Annotated in this window: 15 protein-coding genes, 4 tRNA genes and 1 pseudogene; 19 read left to right on the top strand and 1 reads right to left on the bottom strand. The window is 35.2% G+C overall.

Annotation, left to right across the window (positions count from 1 at the left end):
* Window positions 1-11 precede the first annotated feature (11 nt).
* The 19 genes from QO182_RS15495 (at window position 12) to QO182_RS15405 (ending at window position 17,102) form a co-directional block, all read left to right on the top strand.
* Window positions 12-1,154, top strand: coding sequence for an acyl-CoA dehydrogenase family protein (locus QO182_RS15495; protein WP_371562612.1), 1,143 nt, complete (start codon window positions 12-14; stop codon window positions 1,152-1,154).
* A 151-nt stretch (window positions 1,155-1,305) separates the two neighbouring features.
* Window positions 1,306-1,500, top strand: a complete 195-nt coding sequence (rpsU, locus tag QO182_RS15490; protein ID WP_007137807.1) for a 30S ribosomal protein S21 — start codon at window positions 1,306-1,308, stop codon at window positions 1,498-1,500.
* Between the two features lie 77 nt (window positions 1,501-1,577).
* Window positions 1,578-2,471 carry a tyrosine-type recombinase/integrase gene (locus QO182_RS15485; protein ID WP_371562610.1) on the top strand — a complete coding sequence of 298 codons (894 nt, stop codon included), beginning with the start codon at window positions 1,578-1,580 and terminating at the stop codon, window positions 2,469-2,471.
* 37 nt (window positions 2,472-2,508) lie between these two features.
* On the top strand, window positions 2,509-2,811 hold the full coding sequence (gene hpf, locus QO182_RS15480) for a ribosome hibernation-promoting factor, HPF/YfiA family (protein ID WP_091084255.1): 303 nt from the start codon (window positions 2,509-2,511) through the stop codon (window positions 2,809-2,811).
* A 91-nt stretch (window positions 2,812-2,902) separates the two neighbouring features.
* Window positions 2,903-2,976, top strand: a tRNA-Thr gene (locus QO182_RS15475).
* Between the two features lie 46 nt (window positions 2,977-3,022).
* A tRNA-Tyr gene (locus QO182_RS15470) sits at window positions 3,023-3,103 on the top strand.
* Between the two features lie 38 nt (window positions 3,104-3,141).
* A tRNA-Thr gene (locus QO182_RS15465) sits at window positions 3,142-3,213 on the top strand.
* A 54-nt stretch (window positions 3,214-3,267) separates the two neighbouring features.
* A complete protein-coding gene (tuf, locus tag QO182_RS15460) occupies window positions 3,268-4,455 on the top strand; it encodes an elongation factor Tu (protein ID WP_371539661.1) in 1,188 nt (395 codons plus the stop codon).
* A 56-nt stretch (window positions 4,456-4,511) separates the two neighbouring features.
* Window positions 4,512-4,582, top strand: a tRNA-Trp gene (locus tag QO182_RS15455).
* Window positions 4,583-4,599: 17 nt separating this feature from the next.
* Complete coding sequence (gene secE, locus QO182_RS15450) at window positions 4,600-4,797, top strand: preprotein translocase subunit SecE (RefSeq protein WP_074722026.1); 198 nt, start codon at window positions 4,600-4,602, stop codon at window positions 4,795-4,797.
* A gap of 8 nt (window positions 4,798-4,805) precedes the next feature.
* Window positions 4,806-5,357, top strand: coding sequence for a transcription termination/antitermination protein NusG (gene nusG / locus QO182_RS15445; RefSeq protein ID WP_074722024.1), 552 nt, complete (start codon window positions 4,806-4,808; stop codon window positions 5,355-5,357).
* 67 nt (window positions 5,358-5,424) lie between these two features.
* On the top strand, window positions 5,425-5,862 hold the full coding sequence (gene rplK / locus QO182_RS15440) for a 50S ribosomal protein L11 (protein ID WP_074721359.1): 438 nt from the start codon (window positions 5,425-5,427) through the stop codon (window positions 5,860-5,862).
* A 13-nt stretch (window positions 5,863-5,875) separates the two neighbouring features.
* Window positions 5,876-6,565, top strand: coding sequence for a 50S ribosomal protein L1 (gene rplA / locus QO182_RS15435; RefSeq protein ID WP_371539665.1), 690 nt, complete (start codon window positions 5,876-5,878; stop codon window positions 6,563-6,565).
* A gap of 22 nt (window positions 6,566-6,587) precedes the next feature.
* Window positions 6,588-7,094: a 50S ribosomal protein L10 gene (gene rplJ, locus QO182_RS15430; RefSeq protein WP_371562608.1), complete on the top strand. Its 507-nt coding sequence runs from the start codon at window positions 6,588-6,590 to the stop codon at window positions 7,092-7,094.
* A 91-nt stretch (window positions 7,095-7,185) separates the two neighbouring features.
* Complete coding sequence (gene rplL / locus QO182_RS15425; protein ID WP_371562605.1) at window positions 7,186-7,554, top strand: 50S ribosomal protein L7/L12; 369 nt, start codon at window positions 7,186-7,188, stop codon at window positions 7,552-7,554.
* Window positions 7,555-7,827: 273 nt separating this feature from the next.
* Complete coding sequence (rpoB, locus tag QO182_RS15420) at window positions 7,828-11,640, top strand: DNA-directed RNA polymerase subunit beta (protein ID WP_371562603.1); 3,813 nt, start codon at window positions 7,828-7,830, stop codon at window positions 11,638-11,640.
* Between the two features lie 236 nt (window positions 11,641-11,876).
* Window positions 11,877-16,187 (top strand): DNA-directed RNA polymerase subunit beta', encoded by a 4,311-nt coding sequence (rpoC, locus tag QO182_RS15415; RefSeq protein WP_371539672.1) that lies wholly within the window; start codon window positions 11,877-11,879, stop codon window positions 16,185-16,187.
* Between the two features lie 9 nt (window positions 16,188-16,196).
* Window positions 16,197-16,508, top strand: coding sequence for a DUF3467 domain-containing protein (locus QO182_RS15410; RefSeq protein WP_074721347.1), 312 nt, complete (start codon window positions 16,197-16,199; stop codon window positions 16,506-16,508).
* A 240-nt stretch (window positions 16,509-16,748) separates the two neighbouring features.
* A complete protein-coding gene (locus QO182_RS15405; RefSeq protein ID WP_371539675.1) occupies window positions 16,749-17,102 on the top strand; it encodes a hypothetical protein in 354 nt (117 codons plus the stop codon).
* 89 nt (window positions 17,103-17,191) lie between these two features.
* Here the strand turns inward: QO182_RS15405 and prfC are convergent.
* Window positions 17,192-17,467: pseudogene (prfC, locus tag QO182_RS15400) on the bottom strand (peptide chain release factor 3); the annotation flags it as partial.

Raw genomic sequence — 17,467 nt, 5'->3', positions numbered from 1 at the left:
AAACCATTACGATGAACTTTGATTACAACGAAACGCAGTCTATGATTGCACAGTCTATAAGGGATTTTGCCGAAAAGAACATTAGGCCCTATATAATGGAATGGGATGAAGCACAGATTTTTCCAGTTCAGTTATTTAAAAAATTAGGTGAAATGGGTTTTATGGGGGTTTTAGTCCCGCAGGAGCTAGGTGGATCTGGACTAGGATATCACGAATATATTACTATTGTTGAAGAAATTTCAAAAGTAGATCCTTCTATAGGATTGTCGGTTGCGGCACATAACTCATTATGTACAAATCATATTTTGACTTTTGGTAGTGAGGAGCAAAAGAAAAAGTGGATTCCCAAATTGGCTACAGCTGAGCATATTGGTGCCTGGGGGTTAACGGAGCACAATACAGGTTCTGATGCAGGGGGAATGAATACTACTGCTAAAAGAGACGGAGATCACTGGGTGGTTAATGGAGCTAAGAATTTCATTACTCATGCTATTTCAGGTGATATAGCTGTAGTAATAGTTCGTACTGGTGAAAAAGGTGATTCAAGAGGAATGACTGCTTTTGTATTCGAAAAAGGAATGCCTGGATTTACATCTGGTAAAAAAGAAAATAAGTTAGGGATGCGTGCCAGTGAAACGGCAGAGTTGATTTTTGATAACTGTAGAATTCCAGATGCTAATAGGTTAGGTGAAGTTGGGCAAGGTTTTATACAAGCGATGAAGGTATTGGATGGCGGTAGAATTTCTATCGGTGCATTGTCTTTGGGTATTGCGAAAGGGGCTTATGAAGCTGCTTTGAAATATTCGAAAGAAAGACATCAATTTGGTAAGCCAATAAGTGAATTTCAGGGAATTTCATTCAAGCTAGCTGATATGGCTACTGAGATTGAAGCATCTGAGTTATTGTTGCATAAAGCGGCTTTTCTAAAGCAACAACACAAGCCGGTGACTACTATGGGTGCTATGGCTAAAATGTTCTCGTCAGAAGTTTGTGTGCGCGTAGCGAATGAAGCAGTTCAAATCCATGGTGGTTACGGATATACTAAGGATTACCCTGTAGAGAAGTTTTATAGAGATTCTAAGCTATGTACTATTGGAGAGGGTACTACTGAAATTCAAAAAGTAGTAATTTCTAGAAATTTGTTGAAAGAGTAATTTTAAGAGAGTAAAAAAATAAGAGAGAGCCAAGGAATGAGAAATTGTTACTTGGCTTTTTTTTATCTTTATAAAATAAATCATAATTCGTGACCCATAAGTCAAAATAATAACTACTTTTGCACACTTAACGAAAGGGGGTGTCAAAATTATGTTAATTATACCAATTAAAGACGGAGAAAATATAGATAGAGCATTAAAGCGCTATAAAAGAAAATTTGATAAAACAGGAACTGTTCGTCAGTTAAGAGCACGTACTGCTTTTATTAAGCCTTCTGTGAAAAATAGAATTAAAGTTCAGAAAGCAGCTTATATTCAAAACATGAAAGACAACTTAGAAAACTAAGTAATTTCTTTTTTACAATAAATGCCGTTAGTCATTAAAGTTTTTTAACTTTGATGCTAACGGTTTTTTTATTTTATATGGTGACTACTATAGATGCATTTCGGGATTATCTACAAAAGGAGAAAAAATATTCTCCACATACCGTAAGTGCTTATCTGAATGATATAATAAGCTTTCAGACGTTTAATACTACCAATTTTGATCAAGAGGACATAGAACAAGTAAATTACGGCCAAATTAGAAGTTGGATTGTGTCACTTGTGGATGCTGGTATTTCAAATGTTTCAGTTAATAGAAAGATTGCTTCCTTAAAGGCTTTTTATAAGTTTCTATTAAAGATAAAAGAAATACAGCTTAGTCCGTTGTTGAAACATAAGGCATTAAAAACTGCTAAATCACTTCAAATTCCGTTTTCTGAGAAAGAAGTAGCGAAGGTGCTGGATGGTCTGCAGGATCCTGTAGGTTTTGAAGAGGTTAGGAATAAATTAATTATAGACTTATTTTATACGACTGGAATAAGGCGAACGGAACTGATTCATTTGAAAATTAGTGATATTAGTTTTGCTAACGGCACGATAAAGGTTCTTGGTAAAAGAAATAAAGAAAGGATTTTGCCTATTTTGCCTATTGTAGTGGAGCAGTTGTTCTTGTATATTCGTGAGAGGTCTCATGTAGAAAGTATTAGGGATTTTGATTGTCTTTTTATTGCAAAAAAAGGGTTAAAATTAAATGAATCCTTTGTGTATCGGTTAATAAATTCTTACTTTAGTCCTGTCTCTGAAAAAGTAAAAAAAAGTCCGCATATTTTACGACATACATTTGCGACTCATTTATTAAATAACGGAGCCGATTTAAATTCAGTGAAAGAATTGTTAGGACATTCCAGTTTAGCTTCAACGCAGGTTTATACGCACAATAGTTTAGCAGAGCTTAAGAAAGTATATGAAGAAGCGCATCCAAGGAATAAGTAATAGTTCGAAAAATGTTTAACCATTAAAAAAATTGATTATGAAGGTAAATGTTCACGCAGTTAACTTTGCTGTTGACGGAAAATTAGTAGGTTATGTTCAAGAGAGAATGGATAAATTGGAGAAGTACTACGACAAGGTGGTTTCTGCAGATGTCTATTTAAAAGTTGAGAAGACAAGTGATAAGGAGAATAAGGTTGCTGAGGTGAAGATGAATGTCCCTGGTGATGATTTTATGGTGAAAAAACAATGCAAAACATTTGAGGAAGCTATCGAGTTGTCGGCTGAATCTTTGGAGAGATTGCTGGTAAAAAGGAAAGAAAAAATAAGAACATATATTTAATCGAAAATTTTTTTGAAAAAATGTTTTGAATGAGAGATAAAATCTATACATTTGCAGTCCGTTAGAAATAGCGGACTTTTTTATTGAATTTGCCAGCGTAGCTCAGTTGGCTAGAGCAGCTGATTTGTAATCAGCAGGTCGTGGGTTCGAGTCCCTCCGCCGGCTCAAAATAAAACTGAGGTTTTTAAAATTTGAAATAAGATAAAAAAGAGGGGAGATACTCAAGCGGCCAACGAGGGCAGACTGTAAATCTGCTGTGTAAACTTCGCAGGTTCGAATCCTGCTCTCCCCACAATTTTAGATTTTAAATCTAAAAGGAAAAAAAACTCTGCCGGTGTAGCTCAGGGGTAGAGTGCTTCCTTGGTAAGGAAGAGGTCTCGGGTTCAATTCCCGACATTGGCTCAAGTAAGTAAGAGATTGAAATTAAATATATAAATAGATTAAAAATTAAGTAAAATGGCAAAAGAAACCTTTAACCGTAACAAGCCCCACTTAAACATTGGTACAATTGGGCACGTGGATCACGGAAAAACTACATTAACTGCAGCGATAACTAAAGTGTTATCTGATGCAGGTTACTGTCAAGCAAAATCATTTGATCAAATTGATAATGCTCCAGAAGAAAAAGAAAGAGGTATTACAATTAATACATCACACGTTGAGTATGAAACTGCTAATCGTCATTACGCTCACGTTGACTGTCCAGGTCACGCGGATTACGTAAAGAACATGGTTACTGGTGCTGCTCAAATGGATGGTGCTATTCTTGTTGTAGCTGCAACTGACGGACCTATGCCACAAACACGTGAGCATATCCTTTTAGGACGTCAAGTTGGTATTCCTAGAATGGTTGTATTCATGAATAAAGTGGATATGGTTGATGATGAGGAGTTGTTAGAACTTGTTGAAATGGAAATTAGAGACTTATTGTCTTTCTATGAATATGATGGAGATAATTGTCCAGTTGTTCAAGGATCGGCTTTAGGAGGATTGAATAATGATCCAGCGTGGGTACCAAAAATCATCGAATTGATGGCAGCGGTTGATGCGTGGATTGAAGAGCCAGTGCGTGATACTGACAAACCTTTCTTGATGCCAGTTGAGGATGTGTTTACAATTACTGGTCGTGGAACTGTTGCTACAGGTCGTATCGAAACGGGGATTGCTAATACAGGAGATGCTGTTGAAATCATTGGTATGGGAGCTGAAAAATTAACTTCTACTATTACGGGAGTTGAGATGTTCCGTAAAATCCTTGATAGAGGTGAAGCTGGAGATAATGTAGGTTTACTTTTAAGAGGTGTTGATAAAGAATCTATCAAAAGAGGAATGGTTATCATTAAGCCAGGATCAGTTAAACCACACGCTACATTTAAAGCTGAGGTTTATATCTTGAAAAAAGAAGAAGGTGGTCGTCATACACCATTCCATAATAACTACCGTCCACAGTTCTACGTACGTACAACTGATGTAACAGGTGTTATTACTTTACCAGAAGGTGTAGAGATGGTTATGCCTGGAGATAACTTAACAATCAATGTTGCTTTGTTGAGCCCAATCGCTATGAATGTTGGATTACGTTTTGCTATCCGTGAAGGTGGTAGAACTGTAGGTGCAGGTCAGGTAACTGAGATTGTAGCATAATTCTATAAATAATTATAAAACCAGCAACGCTTTAAGTTGTTGCTGGTTTTTAACAAACGGGCGTAGTTCAAGGGTAGAATAGCGGTCTCCAAAACCGTTGATGGGGGTTCGAATCCCTCCGCCCGTGCAAAAAAATATATCATAATGGCAAAAATAATTAATTACATATCAGAATCATTTGAGGAATTAAAGTCAAATATGACTTGGCCAGAGTGGCCTGAGGTGCAACGTCTAACGATTGTTGTTGCTATTTTCTCAGTTTTATTCGCTTTGGCAACATGGGGAGTAGATGAGTTTTTTGCGAAAGCATTAGCTGGATTTTTTAATTGGATAAAAGCCTAAATTTTGTGATGACAGATAATAATCTAAAAAAGTGGTATGTTGTTCGTGCGGTAAGTGGACAAGAGAATAAGGTGAAAGCTTATATAGAAAACGAAATTTCTAGATTAGAGATGGGTGACTATGTTTCTCAAGTTTTAGTTCCGACGGAAAAAGTAGTAACTGTAAAAGATGGAAAGAAATTAATCAAGGATAAAGTTTATTTTCCTGGTTATGTCATGATAGAAGCAAATCTGATTGGTGAGATACCTCATATTATAAAAGGTATTACTAGTGTTATTGGTTTTTTAGGTGAAACTAAAGGTGGAGAACCAGTGCCATTGAGACTTTCAGAAGTAAATAGAATGCTAGGTAAAGTGGATGAGTTAGCGGTAAATGCAGATACTCGTTCGATACCTTTCAATTTAGGTGAGACTATTAAGGTTATTGATGGACCTTTCAACGGTTTCAACGGTACGGTTGAAAAAATTAATGAAGAAAAGCGTAAGTTAGAAGTAATGGTTAAAATTTTCGGAAGAAAAACTCCATTAGAATTAGGGTTTATGCAAGTTGAAAAAGTATAATATTTTGTTACATATAATATCCATTACAATCGCTTCCTAATGATTGTAGTGTTAAATTTTTTAAAAAATGGCTAAAGAAATTAGTAAAGTAGTTAAACTACAAGTTAAGGGAGGTGCTGCGAATCCATCGCCACCGGTTGGACCTGCTTTAGGAGCTGCTGGTGTAAACATCATGGAGTTCTGTAAGCAATTCAATGCTAGAACTCAAGATAAAGCCGGCAAAATATGCCCAGTACAAATTACTGTGTATAAAGACAAATCATTCGAATTTGTTGTTAAAACTCCGCCTGCAGCTGTTCAGTTATTGGAAGCTGCGAAGCTAAAATCTGGTTCTGGTGAGCCTAATCGTAAAAAAGTAGCTAGTGTTACTTGGGAACAAATTAGAGCTATTGCTGAAGACAAAATGCCTGACTTAAATGCGTTCACTACGGAGTCTGCAATGAGTATGGTTGCTGGAACAGCTAGATCTATGGGTATAACTGTATCAGGAGACGCTCCTTTTTAATTAAAAGAAAGACATGGCAAAATTGACAAAAAAGCAAAAAGAGGCTGCTTCAAAAATTGAAAAAAACAGAATGTATTCTTTGAAAGATGCTGCGGCATTAATTAAAGTTGTTGCATCTGCAAAATTTGATGAGTCTGTTGATATCGCGGTACGTTTGGGTGTAGATCCAAGAAAAGCGAATCAAATGGTTAGAGGTGTGGTAACATTACCTCATGGAACTGGTAAAGATGTTAAAGTATTAGCATTGGTTACTCCGGATAAAGAGGCGGAAGCCAAAGAAGCTGGAGCAGACTATGTAGGTCTTGACGAGTATTTACAAAAAATTAAAGATGGTTGGACGGATGTTGATGTTATCATCACTATGCCAAGCGTTATGGGTAAATTAGGTCCATTAGGTCGTATTTTAGGACCTAGAGGTTTAATGCCAAACCCTAAGACAGGTACTGTAACTATGGATGTTGCAAAAGCTGTTGCAGAGGTTAAAGCTGGTAAAATCGATTTCAAAGTTGATAAAACTGGTATTGTACATGCAGGAATTGGTAAAGTTTCTTTTGGAGCTGAGCAAATTGTTGACAATGCACACGAAATTATTCAAACATTAATCAAACTTAAGCCAACTGCTGCTAAAGGTGTATATATCAAAAGTATCTACCTTACAAGCACTATGAGTCCTGCTATTGCATTAGACCCAAAAGCAGTATAATTGGTAGTTAATAATTTTTAGTATGACTAGAGAAGAAAAATCAATCGCGATTGAAGATTTAACTGCACAGTTAGCTGGTACAAATATTGTTTACGTAGCAGATATTTCTGGATTAAATGCAGATACAACTTCAAAGTTGAGAAGAGCTTGCTATAAAGCAGGTATTAAATTAGAGGTTATAAAAAACACTTTGCTTGTAAAAGCAATGGAAGCATCGGCTAATGATTATGGTGAGTTACCAACAGTATTGACTGGTAATAGTGCTATATTCATTTCAGAGGTAGCAAATGGACCAGGTAAGATAATTAAAGATTTCCGTAAAAAATCGGCTAAGCCAGTTTTAAAAGGAGCTTATATCAATGCTGAGGTTTATATTGGAGATGATCAATTAGATGCGTTAGCAACTATCAAATCTAAAGAAGAACTTATTGGTGAACTTATTGGATTGCTTCAAGCACCAGCACAAAGAGTTATTTCTGCACTTCAAAACCAATTCGCTAAAGAAGAGGTTGCTGAAACTGAAGCATAATAAAAACAGAGTAAAACTCGATTTTTATTATTTACAATGCGCACAATAAACAAAATATAATTTTACAAATCATTTTAAAACGATAGAAAAAATGGCAGATTTGAAACAATTCGCAGAACAATTAGTTAATTTAACTGTAAAAGAAGTTAACGAATTAGCAACAATATTGAAAGATGAGTACGGAATCGAGCCAGCTGCTGCAGCTGTAGTAGTTTCTGGTGGTGGTGAAGGTGCTGCTGAAGAAGTACAAACAGAATTTACAGTTGTATTAAAAGAAGCTGGTGCTTCTAAATTAGCAGTTGTGAAAATGGTAAAAGAACTTACAGGTTTAGGTTTGAAAGAAGCTAAAGATGTAGTTGATAGTGCTCCATCAAACGTTAAAGAAGGTGTAACTAAAGATGAAGCAGAAGCTTTGAAAAAATCTTTAGAAGAAGTTGGAGCTGTTGTTGAGCTTAAATAGTTAAACACAGTTTAGGAATTAGGTTTAGGTCTTGGATACACATCCAAAGACCTAAACCATTTTTCGTATAACAAAAGTCTGTCTTATTTATTGAATAATAAGTTGTGATAGCAAACCCATTTTATTCCATTACGAGGAAAAAAAATTGACAGATAATAAGAAAGTAGTTATCTTAAATTGATTTTTAAAGATGTAGTGGTTTTAAAATTAAAGTATAATTAGAAATATTTATACCAATAAAAATTACTTTTATAATCAAAATTTTGTCCATTGATGATTACAAATCAGACCGAAAGATTGAATTTTGCCTCTACAAAAAATATTCCTGCATATCCAGATTTTCTAGATGTTCAGGTTAAATCTTTTCAAGATTTTTTTCAATTAGAAACTAAATCTGATGAAAGAGGCAATGAAGGACTTTATAATACCTTCATGGAAAATTTTCCAATTACAGATACAAGAAATAACTTTGTATTGGAATTCCTTGACTACTTCGTGGATCCACCACGTTATACAATTCAGGAATGTATTGAAAGAGGTTTAACACATAGTGTGCCTTTAAAAGCAAGATTGAAATTGTATTGTACAGATCCAGAGCACGAGGATTTTGAAACTATTGTTCAAGATGTTTATCTTGGTACAATTCCTTACATGACACCAAGCGGTACCTTTGTGATCAACGGGGCTGAACGTGTTGTCGTTTCTCAGCTACATAGATCTCCAGGGGTTTTCTTTGGACAGTCTTTTCATGCTAATGGAACAAAATTATATTCTGCCAGAGTAATTCCTTTTAAAGGTTCATGGATAGAATTTTCTACAGATATTAATAGTGTAATGTACGCCTATATTGATAGAAAGAAAAAGTTACCTGTTACAACTTTATTCCGTGCAATTGGGTTCGAAAGAGACAAGGATATCCTTGAGATTTTTGACCTTGCTGAGGAAATTAAAGTTTCTAAAACAGGACTTAAAAAATATATCGGTAGAAAATTAGCTGCTCGTGTATTAAATACATGGCATGAAGATTTCGTAGATGAAGATACTGGTGAAGTAGTTTCTATCGAACGTAACGAAATAATCCTTGATAGAGATACAATTATCGATAAAGATAATGTTGAAGAAATCATCGATTCTAACGTTAAATCTATTTTGTTACATAAGGAAGATGCTAATCAAGCTGATTATGCTATCATCCATAACACGTTACAAAAAGATCCAACAAATTCTGAAAAAGAAGCTGTTGAGCATATTTACAGACAACTGCGTAATGCAGAACCGCCTGATGAAGAAACTGCTCGTGGTATTATTGATAAATTATTCTTCTCTGATCAACGGTACAACTTAGGTGAAGTAGGTCGTTATAGAATGAATAAAAAACTTGGTCTTGATATCCCAATGGAAAAGCAAGTGCTTACCAAAGAAGATATCATAACTATCGTTAAGTATTTGATTGAATTAATTAATGCGAAAGCTGATATTGATGATATTGATCACTTATCAAACCGTCGTGTAAGAACAGTTGGAGAACAATTGTCTCAACAATTCGGTGTTGGTTTAGCACGTATGGCTAGAACCATTAGAGAGCGCATGAACGTTAGAGATAACGAGGTGTTTACACCAATAGATTTGATAAATGCTAAAACATTGTCATCTGTTATCAACTCTTTCTTTGGAACAAACCAATTGTCTCAGTTTATGGATCAAACGAATCCACTTGCCGAGATAACACACAAAAGAAGATTATCTGCGCTAGGACCAGGTGGACTTTCGAGAGAGAGAGCTGGATTTGAGGTACGTGATGTTCACTATACGCACTACGGACGTTTATGTCCTATTGAAACACCAGAGGGACCAAACATTGGTTTGATTTCATCTCTTGGAGTTTACGCTAAAGTGAACGGAATGGGTTTCATTGAAACACCTTACCGTAAAGTAACTAATGGAGTTGTTGATTTAGTTTCAACGCCTATTTACTTAAGCGCTGAAGAAGAAGAAGGAATGTTGATCTCTCAAGCAAATATTGAGATGGATGATTCTGGAAAAATTCTTGCTGAAAACGTAATTGCACGTCAAGAAGGTGATTTCCCTGTAATTGACCCTACAAAAGTTGATTATGCGGATGTTGCTCCAAATCAAATTGCTTCAATTTCTGCATCTTTAATTCCTTTCTTGGAACATGATGATGCGAATAGAGCGTTGATGGGATCTAACATGATGCGTCAGGCCGTACCATTAATTCGTCCTGAAGCACCAATCGTTGGAACTGGTTTAGAGCGTCAAGTAGCTTCAGATTCTAGAGTTTTAATTAACGCAGAAGGTGACGGAGTTATAGAATATGTAGATGCAAATATCATTACTATTAAATACGATCGTTCTGAAGAAGAAAGAATGGTTAGTTTTGATTCTGATGAGAAAACATACAATCTAATTAAATTTAGAAAAACCAATCAAGGAACAAGTATCAACCTTAAACCTATCGTAAGAAAAGGGGATAGAGTTGTTCTTGGTCAAGTATTATCAGAAGGATATGCAACTCAAAATGGTGAACTTGCTTTAGGTAGAAACCTTAAAGTTGCGTTTATGCCATGGAAAGGGTATAACTTCGAGGATGCGATTGTTATTTCTGAAAAAGTGGTTCGTGACGATATTTTTACCTCTATTCACGTTGATGATTATTCATTAGAAGTTAGAGATACTAAATTAGGTAACGAAGAATTAACAAATGACATACCAAACGTTTCTGAAGAGGCTACTAAAGACTTAGATGAAAATGGTATGATTAGAATTGGAGCCGAGGTTAAACCTGGTGACATTCTAATTGGAAAAATTACTCCAAAAGGGGAATCAGATCCTACTCCAGAAGAGAAATTGCTTCGTGCAATCTTCGGGGATAAAGCAGGTGATGTAAAAGATGCTTCGTTAAAAGCATCTCCATCTTTACATGGTGTAGTTCTTGACAAAAAACTGTTTGCAAGAGCGGTAAAAGACAAACGCAAACGTACACAAGACAAGGATGCTTTAGGAGCACTTGAAATGGAATACGAAGTGAAGTTTGTTGAATTAAAAGACAAGTTAGTAGAAAAACTTTTCTTGATCGTAAATGGGAAAACATCTCAGGGTGTAATGAATGATTTGGGTGAAGAAGTTTTACCAAAAGGTAGAAAATACACTCAAAAAATGCTTTATGCTGTTGAAGATTTTGCTCACTTAAGCAAAGGTCAATGGGTTGCGGATGACTCAACTAATAAAATGGTGAATGAATTAATTCATAACTATAAAATTAAGTTGAATGATTTACAAGGCGCATTAAGAAGAGAGAAGTTTACAATTTCTGTTGGGGATGAATTACCAGCTGGAATTTTGAAATTAGCTAAAGTATATATTGCCAAAAAACGTAAGTTGAAAGTTGGGGATAAAATGGCTGGACGTCACGGTAACAAAGGTATTGTTGCTCGTATCGTTCGTCATGAAGATATGCCTTTCCTTGAAGACGGAACGCCAGTTGATATTGTGTTGAACCCATTAGGTGTACCTTCACGTATGAACATTGGTCAAATTTATGAAACTGTTCTTGGTTGGGCTGGACAAAACTTGGGTAGAAAATATGCTACTCCAATTTTTGATGGTGCTTCTTTAGACCAAATCAATGAATTGACTGACGAAGCTGGAATACCACGTTTTGGACATACTTACCTTTATGATGGTGGTACTGGAGAGCGTTTTCATCAAGCAGCAACTGTTGGTGTAATCTATATGTTGAAATTAGGACATATGGTTGATGATAAGATGCACGCACGTTCAATCGGGCCATACTCATTAATTACACAACAACCTCTTGGTGGTAAAGCACAATTTGGTGGACAACGTTTTGGAGAGATGGAAGTTTGGGCACTTGAGGCTTATGGAGCATCAAGCACACTAAGAGAAATCTTGACTGTGAAGTCTGATGATGTAATTGGTAGAGCTAAAACTTACGAAGCAATCGTAAAAGGAGAATCTATGCCAGAGCCAGGATTACCTGAATCATTCAATGTATTGATGCATGAATTGAAAGGACTTGGACTTGACATCAGATTAGAAGAATAAATAAAAGTTTGTAGTATGCAGTTTTTAGGTAGAAATACCTGAAAACTGTTTACTCATTTATAAGAGTTTTTAGGATTTAGCCTCGTAAACCGTTCCGATTTTTTATATAGAATAAGTTTTGTATAATTAGCGCTTTAATAAAAGTTTAAAGTTTAGAGAAGTAATCCAGGTAGAAACACAGTACGCTGTGTACTATAATCAATTTTTTAATTGCAATTAAATCAATAGTAAAAACTATGATGAATAATAGAAATAATAATAAAGATAAGAATCCTGTAAAAAGATTCAATAAAATTTCGATAGGACTAGCTTCTCCTGAATCTATCTTGAAAGAATCAAGAGGTGAAGTTTTGAAGCCAGAAACTATCAACTACCGTACGCACAAGCCTGAGCGTGACGGTCTTTTCTGTGAACGAATTTTTGGACCAGTAAAAGATTTTGAATGTGCTTGTGGTAAGTACAAAAGAATTCGCTACAAAGGAATCATTTGTGACCGTTGTGGTGTTGAAGTTACTGAGAAAAAAGTCCGTAGAGACAGAGTAGGTCACATCAACCTTGTTGTGCCAATTGCTCATATCTGGTATTTCCGTTCTCTTCCTAATAAAATTGGATACATACTTGGTCTTCCTTCTAAGAAATTAGATATGATCATTTACTACGAGAGATATGTAGTAATTCAAGCAGGTATTGCAAAAAACGGTGAAGGTGAATCAGTACAAAGATTAGATTTCTTAACAGAAGAAGAATATTTGAATATCTTAGATACTCTTCCTGCAGACAATCAATATCTTGACGATTTTGATCCAAATAAATTTGTTGCCAAAATGGGAGCAGAGTGTATTATGGACTTACTAGCAAGAATTGATCTTGACGAATTGTCTTACCAATTGAGACATAATGCAAACAACGAAACGTCTAAGCAACGTAAAACTGAAGCATTAAAAAGATTACAAGTTGTTGAGTCTTTCCGTGAGTCTAACTTGAACCGTGAGAATCGTCCTGAATGGATGATTATGAAAGTGGTACCAGTTATACCACCGGAATTACGTCCTCTTGTGCCACTTGATGGAGGTCGTTTTGCAACTTCAGATTTAAATGACTTGTACCGTCGTGTAATTATACGTAACAATCGTTTGAAAAGATTAATGGAGATTAAAGCTCCAGAAGTTATCTTGAGAAATGAGAAACGTATGTTGCAAGAATCGGTAGATTCATTGTTTGATAATACAAGAAAAGCATCTGCTGTTAAAACAGAATCAAACAGACCATTAAAATCATTATCTGATTCCCTTAAAGGTAAGCAAGGACGTTTCCGTCAAAACTTACTTGGAAAACGTGTGGATTATTCTGCTCGTTCGGTAATTGTTGTTGGACCTGAATTGAAATTGTTCGAATGTGGTATCCCTAAAGATATGGCAGCCGAATTATACAAGCCTTTTGTTATCCGTAAATTGATAGAAAGAGGAATTGTAAAAACTGTAAAATCAGCTAAAAAAATAATAGACAAAAAAGAGCCTGTAGTTTGGGACATCCTTGAAAATGTAATTAAAGGACATCCAATATTACTGAATCGTGCTCCTACTTTGCACAGATTAGGTATTCAAGCATTCCAACCAAAATTAATTGAAGGAAAAGCAATCCAATTGCACCCTTTAGTTTGTACTGCATTTAATGCGGATTTTGATGGGGATCAAATGGCGGTACATTTACCATTAGGACCAGAAGCTATTCTTGAAGCACAATTATTAATGTTGGCTTCTCATAACATTCTGAATCCTGCAAATGGTGCGCCAATTACAGTACCTTCTCAGGATATGGTCTTGGGTCTATATTATATGACCAAAGAACGTTTGTCAACTCCAGAAAAGAAAATTTTAGGTCAAGATTTGACTTTCTATTCTGCAGAAGAAGTTAATATAGCTTTAAACGAAGGAAGATTAGAATTGAATGCTAGAGTGAGAATTAGAGCAAAAGATTTTAATGATGCTGGAGAATTAGTGTTTAAAATTATTCAAACTACTGCTGGGCGTGTGATCTTTAATGAGGTTGTACCAGAAGCAGCAGGATATATCAATGATGTATTAACTAAGAAAAACCTTAGAGATATTATCGGACATGTATTAAATTCAACTAGTGTACCGGAAACGGCTGCCTTCTTGGATAACATGAAAGATATGGGGTACAAATTTGCCTTTAAAGGTGGATTGTCATTCTCATTAGGGGATATTAGAATTCCAGATCAAAAACCAAAATTAATCGCAGATGCCAGAGAGCAAGTTGAAGGTATTTCTGTGAATTATAACATGGGTCTTATTACAAATAACGAACGTTACAACCAAGTTATTGATGTTTGGACTTCTGCCAATGCTCAATTGACAGAATTGGCAATGAAAAACATTAGAGAAGACCAACAAGGTTTCAACTCGGTGTATATGATGCTTGATTCTGGAGCAAGGGGTTCCAAAGAACAAATTCGTCAGTTAACTGGTATGCGTGGTTTGATGGCTAAGCCTAAAAAATCTACTGCTGGTGGTGGTGAAATTATTGAGAATCCAATTCTTTCTAACTTTAAAGAAGGTCTTTCTATCCTTGAGTACTTTATCTCTACTCACGGTGCGCGTAAAGGTCTTGCGGATACTGCCTTGAAAACGGCGGATGCAGGATATTTAACAAGAAGACTGCATGATGTTTCTCAAGATGTTATTGTTAACATCGAAGATTGTGGAACATTAAGAGGTGTTGAAGTTTCAGCATTGAAAAAGAATGAAGAAATTGTTGAATCATTAGGAGAAAGAATCTTAGGACGTGTTGCATTGCAAGATGTAATAAATCCTTTAACTAATGAAGTTTTAGTTGAATCTGGACAACAAATTACTGAGGCAATAATGAAAACTATCGACGCTTCTCCAATCGAGAAAGTTGAAGTTCGTTCTCCTCTTGTATGTGAAGCGTTGAAAGGTATTTGCGCTAAATGTTACGGTAGAAACTTAGCTACTGGAAAAATGACACAAAGAGGTGAGGCAGTAGGAGTTATTGCAGCACAATCTATTGGTGAGCCAGGAACACAGTTAACATTACGTACCTTCCACGTTGGAGGGGTAGCGGGTGGTATCTCTGAGGAATCAAGTATCATAACAAAATTCAAGGGTAAACTTGAAATTGAAGATTTAAAAACTGTTAAAGGTGAAGACGGTGAAGGAAATGCCGTTGATATCGTTGTATCTCGTTCAACTGAGTTAAAATTAGTTGATGAGAAAACTGGAATTCTTTTAAACACACATAATATTCCTTACGGATCAAGTATTTTTGTGAAAGATGGTCAGTCAGTTGAAAAAGGTGAAGTTATCTGTAAATGGGATCCATATAATGGAGTTATTGTTTCTGAATTCACTGGTAAAATTGCTTACGAAGAATTAGAGCAAGGTCAATCATTCATGGTTGAAATTGATGAGCAAACTGGTTTCCAAGAAAAAGTAATTTCTGAGTCTAGAGCTAAAAAATTAATTCCTACTTTATTAGTTTATGGTAAAGATGGTGAATTGATTCGTTCTTATAACTTACCTGTTGGAGCCCACTTGATGGTTGAAAATGGTGAGAAAATTAAAGCAGGTAAAGTATTGGTGAAAATTCCACGTCGTTCTTCTAAATCAGGAGATATTACAGGAGGTTTACCTAGAATTACTGAATTGCTTGAAGCTCGTAACCCTTCTAACCCAGCTGTAGTTTCAGAAATTGATGGTGTTGTTTCTTTTGGAAAAATTAAAAGAGGTAACCGTGAGATTATTATCGAATCTAAATTTGGTGATGTTAGAAAGTATCTAGTTAAACTTTCAAGTCAAATTCTTGTTCAAGAGAATGACTTCGTTAGAGCTGGTGTACCATTGTCTGATGGAGCAATTACTCCAGAAGATATTTTGAGAATTAAAGGACCTGCTGCTGTTCAACAGTACTTGGTAAATGAAATTCAAGAAGTATACCGTCTACAAGGGGTGAAAATTAATGATAAGCACTTTGAGGTAGTAATACGTCAAATGATGCGTAAAGTTAGAGTTCAAGATCCAGGAGACACCTTGTTCTTAGAAGATCAATTGATTCACACTAAAGATTTTATCCTTCAAAACGATAAATTATATGGTATGAAAGTAATTGAGGATGCTGGTGATTCAGCTAACTTGAAAGAAGGTCAAATCGTTTCTCCACGTGAGTTACGTGATGAAAACTCATTATTGAAACGTAACGATAAAAATATTGTTGTAGCTCGTGATGTTATCACTGCAACTGGTACTCCGGTTTTACAAGGTATCACAAGAGCATCGCTACAAACAAAATCATTTATCTCTGCGGCTTCTTTCCAAGAGACTACTAAAGTATTAAACGAAGCTGCTGTTGCAGGTAAGATTGACTACTTAGAAGGATTGAAAGAAAATGTAATTGTAGGACATAGAATTCCTGCAGGAACAGGTATGAGAGAATACGATCATACAATTGTAGGTTCTAAGGAAGATTACAATGACATGATGGCAAACAAAGAGGAATATATTTATTAATAATCAGATATGAGTAATTCTAATCAACAACAGGAGCAGATTAATATTGAATTGGATGAGAAAACAGCAGAAGGAATTTATTCTAACTTAGCTATTATTAATCATTCGTCATCAGAATTTGTTCTCGATTTTGTAAGTATCATGCCTGGTATTCCTAAAGCCAAAGTGAAATCAAGAATTGTCTTGACACCGCAACACGCCAAAAGGTTATTGAAGGCAATAGGAGAGAATATTCATCGTTTTGAACAAGCCCATGGCGAAATTAAAGACACTGAACAACCTCCAATACCTCTAAATTTTGGTCCGGCAGGACAAGCATAATTGTATATTAAAAGGCTCCAGAAATGGAGCCTTTTTTTTGTGCTATGTTTTCATATTTTTATAGTGATTAGCTATATTTTTTGGTATTATAGCCCCATAAATGCTTTTATAAGTGTGTTTTCTGTAGGTAAACGAGTTTTATGGCTGTTTATCGAAAATATTTTATAGAAGGGTATTGATACGATACTTTTGTCAAAGAAGTAAAGATAATTTTTATCTTTTTCTAAAATAAAGCCCTTTATGAACAACTTTTCTAAACGTAACGACTCTAAAAATTCAGCAACTATTTTCTTAATGTTTATTTTTGTTTTAGTATCAAGTGTTTCAGGATTTAGTCAAACTTCAGAAAATAAAGAAGTTGTATCTACTACAAATAATATCGCTACTACTGAAGTAAAAGAAGATAATAAGTCGACATCAAATGTTGAATTTGTTCTTTGGTTCATGGGTTCAAAGCAAGATCCTAATAGTACAATTTCTACTGAAGGAATCAATACAAAGAAGCAAATTATGACTTCTGGATTAGCGCCTAATCGTTTGCTAATTAAAGCTTTTTTAAAGAAAGCCGTTAACTTTGAAAGTGCAGTAGCTTAAAATAAGATTTTAAATCAAATTTTTGTAACCACAAAAAAAAACGCTAATTTTTAAATTAGCGTTTTTTTTATATTCAATTTTAAAAGATATTATTCAAATTCTGATGTAAAAAATAATTTCACACTTGGATATTTGTTTTGCGTCATTTTAATTGTAAAATCTGAATCAGCAAGGAAAACTAATTGACCAGATTTGTCTTTTGCCAAGGATTTTTGTTTATTACGTTTGAATTCTTTAAACTCATCATTCTTTGCACCATCTGGCTTTACCCAGCACGCTTTATGTACTGGAAAGTTCTCATAGGTACATTTAGCTCCATATTCATGTTCTAAACGGTATTGGATAACCTCATACTGAAGCGCTCC

It is taken from the genome of Flavobacterium sp. Arc2 (assembly GCF_041431385.1).
Taxonomy (GTDB): Bacteria; Bacteroidota; Bacteroidia; order Flavobacteriales; family Flavobacteriaceae; genus Flavobacterium.
The sequence above is the reverse complement of the archived record's forward strand: the minus strand, read 5'-3'. Positions and strand labels throughout refer to the sequence as shown.